Source organism: Aquirufa sp. ROCK-SH2 (genome assembly GCF_054558315.1).
Genome location: NZ_JBPXKB010000010.1, coordinates 1 through 8,085, shown reverse-complemented (window position 1 = coordinate 8,085; position 8,085 = coordinate 1). Strand labels below are relative to the sequence as shown.

Below are 8,085 nucleotides of genomic sequence, written 5' to 3'. Positions count from 1 at the left end.
TCAGTTTGGATTTGATTATTCTTTGCCCGATTATGAAAATATTAAAAAGTTGAATTGGAGTTAAATTAATTGAAATTAACTCTTCATCATTTTTATCTGAACCAATCATTGATAAAAAATAATTTGAAATTTCTTCTTCTTCATTTGTTATATCCGAGGAATTATTGTAAAAATCACTCGGTAGAACATAAAAAGTGTCAGATTCAAGTTTTAATTTTAATAGTCCATGTTTCAAAAGGGATACTATTCCTTCATCATTTATTTCTTCAAATTTGTTTTCCATTTTTCCTTGTATTTAGTTTATTATCCACGATTTTCATGGTTTGTTGAATATTTTTATTGATTAAATCTTTACGACAAATATTCCCCGAATTATCAATGAGATTTCTAATAATATTAGACATCGTTAATTCATTTTCGATTACTTGGTCACATAGATTTTTAAATGCAGATTCTGTAATTCGAATAGTTACTTTTCTGTTTTTATACATACTTATAAATATGTTGATGTCAGACAAAAGGTTGAACTTGTCAATTTTTTTTCTTATATTATATTAAACCTAAGTGTTCCGTCAAGGGGTAAAACACTTACCATCCCAGAGGGTCAAATGATAGTTATGGGATTAGAAGTCGGGTTGTAGACTAAAGGATTGAAATAATGTCCAAAAATATTGGTTGAGATGTCCCCGATAAGGTTGAAAAATGGTTGAATATAAAAATGATATGGGTGATGAACGAACTGGTCATTTGAAGTTTCAACTTAATTTAGCAAGATATAATCTTCGTTGAAGTGAAGTTCTTGTTTTTTATTAAGGGGACTTCTATGCCTAATTGAAACTGGTGTAATTGTTTAAACTACAATACTTAGACTTTCAAAACCTAGGTATTGAAAATAAATAAAATTAAAAGTATTTTTTCAAATCATAACCAATAAACTCCAGTCCAGTACCATAAGTTTCGTTAATCCATTTAATCGATTTATATGTATTCAACCCTCCGGCAAATGGGTCTAGTATTTTACTTCGAATGTTTTTTCTGTTATCAATAATATTCAACCAAGGAAGTACACTGGTTTGAAGAATTGGAATTGTTACCAACGATGGATGGTACATTGAGGGGTGTTCTGAACCATAGTTCAATGACTGGTTTGCAACACTAGTTACAATTAACTCATCATCCCAATAATCAGGAAGATTTTTACCAGTACTTGATGGAATATATGGTGTTCCAATTACTATTTCATTATTTCCTTTTTTTGACCGGTGTCTAGGTGGGTGTGACGATTTTGTTTTATCGGACAATGGAATTGTCATTCTTTCATAAACATAATCCATAGATTTAACCAGATGGAAAATATATTCAAATGAGTTTGTTGGTCTATTTTTAATAGAACTAGGTTTTGGATTAGTTTTTTTATAAATGATAGTACTCCTCAATTTGAAATCCGTTTTTTCTAATAATTTGAATAAAACTTTATGTGGAGCATTCTGTTGTTCTCCATCTTGATAGACATCCGCAAGATTTAAATAGAAACTCCCTTTTTCTGAAAGAACACGGTAACAAGAAACAAGATGACTGGAAAGATTTTCCGCATATTCATCAACTGATTTTTCAGTCCCAATTTCAACTTTTGAAGAATAGGTTCGTATTCCTAGACCATAGGGAGGTGATGTTATGATACATTGGATCGAATTATGATCTATTTCCTCCAGTAAATGTGATGACTTCTTGTAAAATGTGAATTCCTTTTTACTACTGGGTAATTCAAAGGTTGTTTGTTTTCTGTTAGTTTCCCTAGATATTCTTTCATCTTCTTCTCGTCTTAAATTCAAATATGCTTGATTTATTGATAATATACCTTTATCAATTAGGGAAATGTATTCCGGATTTCTTTTGTGTATGTATAAGATCCTTGCCAATGTTCCATCTGTAACCTTAATTTCCTTGGATACTACATTTCGTACTTTTAAACCCTTTTTAAGACCTTTATTTCGATGATATGACTCCAATTCAAAGTACTCGTTTAATAGTTCCTGTGTGGTCTTAATTCGTTGTCTATTGAAGTGTATGAGTGTTAAAACCTCATCTCCTTTTTTAACGTTGATTTGATGTACTTCAATTTCTTTCCACCCAAGTCTCTTAATAGATTCGAATCTTCGATTTCCAGAAACAATTTGACCATACTGATCACAAGTTGGAGGTTCAAGTAACCCCACTTGTTGTATTGACTCCATTAGGGATTCGATACCCGATAGTGAGTATATTCTTTTATTTATGGGATGATGTTTCAATTGGGATACTTTTACCTTCATTTAGAAAATGACATGATTCAGATGAAATTAGCAATGATTCTCTATTTCTGCAAATTAGTTTAGGTATAATTCTAAAATTACCTTAACTTTATTCTTTGACAATTTCAATTAATTATGGATTTTAAACTTAGGATTGACGAAGTTTTGAAAGACAAGAATATGACCCAGGTGGAACTTGCCAGAAAAATTCACAAATCAAAGGTGACTGTAAATTACTGGTGTTCCAATAAGAATTACCCCAGTTTATCTACCTTATCAGAAATCGCCAGGGTTCTAAAAGTGAAAATTTCCGATTTGATAAAAGAATAAAAACATAAAATTGAATTTAAAATAAATTGAAATGAGGTCCTTGAAAACAAAAAAATACATACTAAATAAAGATTCATTTGAAAATATTCAAGTAGAACAATTAAAGATATTGGAGACTGAATTCAGTAAGTTTGGAAGGAAAAATACAATTGAAATTGACTATAACCCAAAGAGTTATAATGTAAACAAAAAAACTTCTGATATTTTAGAAAGTAAGATTCAAACTATCAGTTTTTTTTCTGGAGCAGGTGGATTAGATATTGGTACTCAATTGGCGGGATCTAAAGTAATATCGAGTATGGATTTTGACTTAGACTCTGTAAATACTATGAAGAGTAATAAGTATTTTTCACATACAACTCATTTTCATTCAGACATAAAAGATGTTAATTCAAAATCATATTCTCAAATCATAAAGGGAAATAACCCCGAAAAACTAATTTTAGTTGGAGGTCCCCCATGTCAACCATTTTCTAAAGCGGGATATTGGAAAACCCATGAAAAAAGACTTGGAGGATTAGACCCAAGAAATATGATTGGACAGTATTTGAGAATGATCTCAGAACTAAAACCAAATGGTTTTGTACTAGAAAATGTTGAAAGTTTGTTACATCCAAAGAATATTGAAGATGTAAACAACATTCAAGAAACAATAGATAAACTAGGGTACAATTTATTGATTTATAAGGCAAATGCTATAGAATTTGGAGTCCCTCAGAAAAGGAAAAGAGTTTTTTTTATCGCATCAAAAAAGAAATTTTTATCTGATCCAATTAAAACAAATGGATCAGATAAAGAAGTTCTTGAAAATCCTCTACTTAAACCATACGAGAAAGTAATTGATTGGATTGGGAAATATGATGATGAAATCTTTAGTGATAATTATGATTCAGCAATGGGTAAGTATTTTGACGATTTAAAATGTGTTCCTCCTGGTCAGAATTATATCTCATTAACTGAAAATAGAGGTTACCCTGAACCCAAATTTATTGCTGGTAAAAGATATTGGACATTTTTATTAAAACTACACCCATATCAACCATCTTGGACTATAATATCATCACCAGGACATTGGGAAGGTCCTTTTCATTGGAATAATAGAAGATTAAGGATAAAAGAAATTTCTTCAATACAAACATTCCCTGAAGATTACCAATTCATAGGGTCACGTAGATCAATTCAAAAACAAATTGGTAATGCCGTTCCTCCATTATTAGGGAAATCAATTATTGAACACTTAATAAAACATTTATAAGGTAATGAAGACAATAATCAGTTTATTTTCAGGTTGTGGAGGATTGGATTTAGGGTTTAAAAAAGCCGGATTTAAAACAGTATTATCAACTGATATTTGGGATGTATCATGTAAAACAATAGAATCTAACAATCTATCAGAAATTGTAATCAATGATGATATTAGAAATATTAACTTCAAAAGTTACAATAAAAAGGTAGATGGTGTTATAGGAGGTCCTCCTTGTCCTCCATTCAGTCAATCAAGACATTATCTTCAAGATAAAAAAAATGGGTTTGAAGATGAGAAAGCAGGGTTCGCGGTTCCAGAATATTTTAGAGTTATAAAGGAGGTAAATCCTAAATTCTTTCTTTTTGAAAATGTAGATGGGTTTATGTACAAAACCCATTTAGATGCTTTGGAATTCCTTAAATCAGAATCAGAAAAACTAGGATATAGAATATCATATAAAGTTGTTAACACAGCAAATTACGGAATTCCACAAACAAGAAAACGTTTCATTTGTGTTGGGATAAAAAAAGAATATGATGAATTTATATTCCCATTTGAAACTCATTGTGATCCTGAAAAAAAAGAACCCAAAAAGGAAAATTGGGTTACTTGCGGTGAAGTATTAAAGGATTTTGATGATATTAAAAAGGAAGAATTAAATCAAAAACCTGGTTCCAAACATCATCATTTGATGAAAGATATACCACCAGGGGAAAATTATCTATTTTATACAGAGAAAAAAGGTCATCCAAATCCATTGTTTGAATGGAAGTCAAGATATTGGACATTTTTATTAAAATTATCTCCAGATCGACCATCATGGACAATACAAGCAAGTTTTTCAAATAATCAAGGTCCATTTCACTGGAGAAATAGATTTTTGAGAATAGAGGAATTAAAAAGAATTCAAACTTTTGATGACGACTTTGAATTAGAGGGTAATTTTAAAGAACAATGGAGACAAATTGGAAATGCTGTACCTCCAAAATTAGCAGAAATATTCGCAACCAAAATAATAAACGATTATGAGATATGAATTAAATCAGAAATCTGAAATTGTAGAATTTAATGGTGATGTTCAGTTTGTTGATAACAAAAGAGATGTTTTAATAAAACTGTTTTCCCAAGATGTCTACGAGTGTATTGAAATCAATAACGATGGTTGTGAATGGGACATAAAATATAAAAATAAAGTAACAAACGACATTAAGAGTCTTACCGTTTATTATGGGAATATTCGAAATGAGGATAGAAATAATCGTGAGAAAAAAATTCAATTGAACGGTAAAGACCCTAGAAACAATCGAAAAGAGAGTATTATATTAGGATTATATTGTTTTGACAAAAATGATAAATTAGAAGATTTAGTTTTGGCGGGATGGAATGTAGATCAGAATACAAATTATCCTTCAAACCCAAGTATTAGAGGATTAAACATTGATGTACTTCAGAAAGCAAGATTTGAAGGACTTTACAGAAATCAATTTAGAAATAATATCGTATGTACATTTAAACCAGAATTTTTATTTTATTACATTGAAAATAAAAATATAATCCATAATGAAAATCAAGAAGTTGAGATCGATTCATCAACTTTAAGTGAAAACCATGCGACTTCACATCAAATGATATTTTTTGGGTCTCCTGGTACAGGAAAAAGTAGAGAAATAGATCTTTTAACATCCGGTAGTAGTAGAATAAGGACAACTTTTCATCCTGAAACCGACTATCAATCTTTTGTTGGTAGTTATAAACCAATTATGATTGGGGATAAAATTGAATATGGATATGTACCACAGTCATTTACACAAGCATATTGTAATGCATGGTCGAATCCAGATAATCCTTACTATCTATTGATAGAGGAAATTAATAGGGGGAATTGTGCACAAATATTTGGTGACTTATTTCAATGTTTAGATCGTGGTGAAAATGGATACTCTAAATATGAAATTCAGTGTGATAAAGATTTGTCAAATTACTTAAAAGAGTACTTTGAAAAATTAGATGATAAGGAACTTTTATTGAGATATACTGAGTTGACCAAATCTAATAATTTTGATAAAATAGTCCTTCCTAGTAATTTATACATATATGCAACAATGAACACGTCAGATCAGTCATTGTTTCCTATGGATAGTGCTTTTAAAAGAAGATGGGATTGGAGATACATATCTATTAATTATGATGATGCAAAATCATTCACAATAGAAATAGGTAACTTACGATATAATTGGGGAGAATTCATAAATAAAATCAATCCAAAAATTAAAGAAATCACCGGAAGTGAAGATAAACAAATTGGGAATCGATTTGTAAACCCAATGAATAAGTTAATTTCAATCGAACAGTTTAAATCGAAAGTTTTATTCTATTTATGGTCAGAAATATATAAAGATGAACATGGTACTCAAAATTCCATTTTTAAATATTTAGATGAAAATGATACTCCTATAGATTTTCAATTTGGAGATTTATATAATTCAAATTCAGATAAAATTATCAATTCATTTTTATCATTCAATGGTATTTCTGCTGACCTATGATAATATTATTTGAAGAATATCATTATAGAACTACAGAACTATCAAAAGTTCTTTCGGAAAGATATTTCTTTCCAATCAATAGTGTTTATTCAAAGATAAATTTTGTTGGATACTACTTTAATCCAAAAATAAATAATGGTGAGGGTGATTCCGTGATTATTTTTCCTAAAGTGTTTATTGACGAAAACAATTTAGCATTTGGAGAATATTCACCAGAGGAGTTGATTATTCAGACGGATGAAATAAAAAAAAGATTAACTGACGGTCATAAATCCAATCTCATTTTTGAAATTTCAACATGGTTATATCGTTCTATTCAACAGTTTAATAGGAGACAATCAAATACTATTTCTGAACTTCAAAATATAAATCAAATAGTTTCTAATTTAGATTTATCGTCAAATACAGAACTTGATTTAATTCTAAGTTTGATTGATTTTAATAAAAAAAATCAAAATTTATTTACATTTATATCAAAGTCATCTCATTCTCAAAATAATAAAATTAATTGGAGAAAAACGATTAATAAATCAACTCCATTTCTACAAAATGGGAAACCATTTTATCTCGATTTTTCTACTTTAAAAAAATCGGTAAATGATTCTGAAGAGTTAATTGTTATATTTTATTCGGTTTTAAATCACTTTAAAGAAAAGTATTCATTCGAAATTAATATTCCCACAAATTATGATCTTATTAAGAGGAATAAATTTGAAACTCTTAAAAGACAGGGATGTAAAATTTTAAAAAATATTAAGTACAAATATTATTCAGACAAACTGATTTCTTTGTATAATTTGATGTATGCCTATTTTGAACGAACAGATAAAACATATTCAAAATCATTGATAGAAGAGGTTCTTCTAATTAAAGATTTTAATATAGTTTTTGAAGACATGATTGATGATTTAATAGGAGATAAAAATGTTTTTCCCGAATTAAAAAATCATTCTGATGGTAAACAGATTGACCACATATACAAGTATGATTCTTTAATATATGATGATGAGATTTATTTTGTGGGAGATAGTAAGTATTACAGGTCACCAGGTATGATTGGAAAATATTCACAAGCAAAACAATTTACTTACGCAAGAAATGTTATACAATACAATATTGATTTATTTAATAATCTTGAATTAGATAAAAGTATAAGATATAGAGAAGAAGAATCAGAAGGATACAATATCACACCAAATTTTTTTATTTCTTCATCAGTGAACAAAGACCTTGATTTTTCATGTTCAAATTTAGAACAGTATGGATCTACAAAAGTCCAATATCATTTTAAAAATAGATTATTTGATAGAGATACTTTATTTGTTCAATCCTATAATATTAATTTTTTATATGTACTCTCATCTTATGTATCTAGAAATTCTTCTTTAAAATCGTCCTTTAAAAAGGACACACAAAAAAAATTTAGAAATTTATTAATAAAGTTCATAAACGAAAAATATACATTCTTTAAAATCAACCCAAATTCAGAAAACTTTCTTCAACAGTTTTTCAAATTACTAAATGGTAAAATTTATAAACCATCTAAACTTGACTTTGAATTTATTCTAGCATTTGAAAGAAGTTCAGATTTTCAAGAAATTTTAAACCAAATTAAAAGTGAAACTAAAGAATTGATACAAATTGAACTTGGGTAATAGTGGTAACACATTTT

Annotated in this window: 8 protein-coding genes; 5 read left to right on the top strand and 3 right to left on the bottom strand. The window is 28.7% G+C overall.

Annotated elements, in window-relative coordinates:
* The 3 genes from V7S79_RS12170 to V7S79_RS12160 all read right to left on the bottom strand — a co-directional run.
* A partial coding sequence (locus tag V7S79_RS12170) for a hypothetical protein (RefSeq protein WP_459490870.1) occupies positions 1-283 on the bottom strand: 283 nt, incomplete at its 3' end.
* Entirely contained in the window at positions 267-491 is a 225-nt protein-coding gene (locus tag V7S79_RS12165) for a hypothetical protein (protein WP_459490869.1), read from the bottom strand. The genes V7S79_RS12165 and V7S79_RS12170, both read right to left, overlap by 17 nt.
* 411 nt (positions 492-902) lie before the next feature.
* Entirely contained in the window at positions 903-2,234 is a 1,332-nt protein-coding gene (locus tag V7S79_RS12160; RefSeq protein ID WP_459490868.1) for a DNA methyltransferase, read from the bottom strand.
* 192 nt (positions 2,235-2,426) lie between these two features.
* Between V7S79_RS12160 and V7S79_RS12155 the strand changes: the two genes are divergently transcribed.
* The 5 genes from V7S79_RS12155 to V7S79_RS12135 are packed head-to-tail and all read left to right on the top strand — an operon-like array spanning position 2,427 to position 8,068.
* Positions 2,427-2,621 (top strand): helix-turn-helix transcriptional regulator, encoded by a 195-nt coding sequence (locus V7S79_RS12155; protein WP_459490867.1) that lies wholly within the window; start codon positions 2,427-2,429, stop codon positions 2,619-2,621.
* 40 nt (positions 2,622-2,661) lie between these two features.
* The gene (locus V7S79_RS12150) at positions 2,662-3,876 is read left to right on the top strand and encodes a DNA cytosine methyltransferase (protein ID WP_459490866.1); all 1,215 of its coding nucleotides are present in this window, start codon (positions 2,662-2,664) and stop codon (positions 3,874-3,876) included.
* A gap of 4 nt (positions 3,877-3,880) precedes the next feature.
* A complete protein-coding gene (locus V7S79_RS12145; protein WP_459490865.1) occupies positions 3,881-4,903 on the top strand; it encodes a DNA cytosine methyltransferase in 1,023 nt (340 codons plus the stop codon).
* Positions 4,893-6,413 carry an McrB family protein gene (locus V7S79_RS12140; protein ID WP_459490864.1) on the top strand — a complete coding sequence of 507 codons (1,521 nt, stop codon included), beginning with the start codon at positions 4,893-4,895 and terminating at the stop codon, positions 6,411-6,413. The genes V7S79_RS12145 and V7S79_RS12140 overlap by 11 nt, the downstream gene beginning before the upstream one ends.
* Positions 6,410-8,068 (top strand): LlaJI family restriction endonuclease, encoded by a 1,659-nt coding sequence (locus V7S79_RS12135; protein WP_459490863.1) that lies wholly within the window; start codon positions 6,410-6,412, stop codon positions 8,066-8,068. Before V7S79_RS12140 ends, V7S79_RS12135 begins: the two co-directional genes overlap by 4 nt.
* Positions 8,069-8,085: the final 17 nt, after the last annotated feature.

What these genes read in the sequence shown, in the direction of transcription:
- V7S79_RS12165 (WP_459490869.1), bottom strand. Translation starts at nt 491, where the DNA reads ATGTATAAAAACAGAAAAGTAACTATTCGAATTACAGAATCTGCATTT.
- V7S79_RS12160 (WP_459490868.1), bottom strand. Translation starts at nt 2,234, where the DNA reads ATGGAGTCAATACAACAAGTGGGGTTACTTGAACCTCCAACTTGTGAT.
- V7S79_RS12155 (WP_459490867.1), top strand. Translation starts at nt 2,427, where the DNA reads ATGGATTTTAAACTTAGGATTGACGAAGTTTTGAAAGACAAGAATATG.
- V7S79_RS12145 (WP_459490865.1), top strand. Translation starts at nt 3,881, where the DNA reads ATGAAGACAATAATCAGTTTATTTTCAGGTTGTGGAGGATTGGATTTA.
- V7S79_RS12140 (WP_459490864.1), top strand. Translation starts at nt 4,893, where the DNA reads ATGAGATATGAATTAAATCAGAAATCTGAAATTGTAGAATTTAATGGT.
- V7S79_RS12135 (WP_459490863.1), top strand. Translation starts at nt 6,410, where the DNA reads ATGATAATATTATTTGAAGAATATCATTATAGAACTACAGAACTATCA.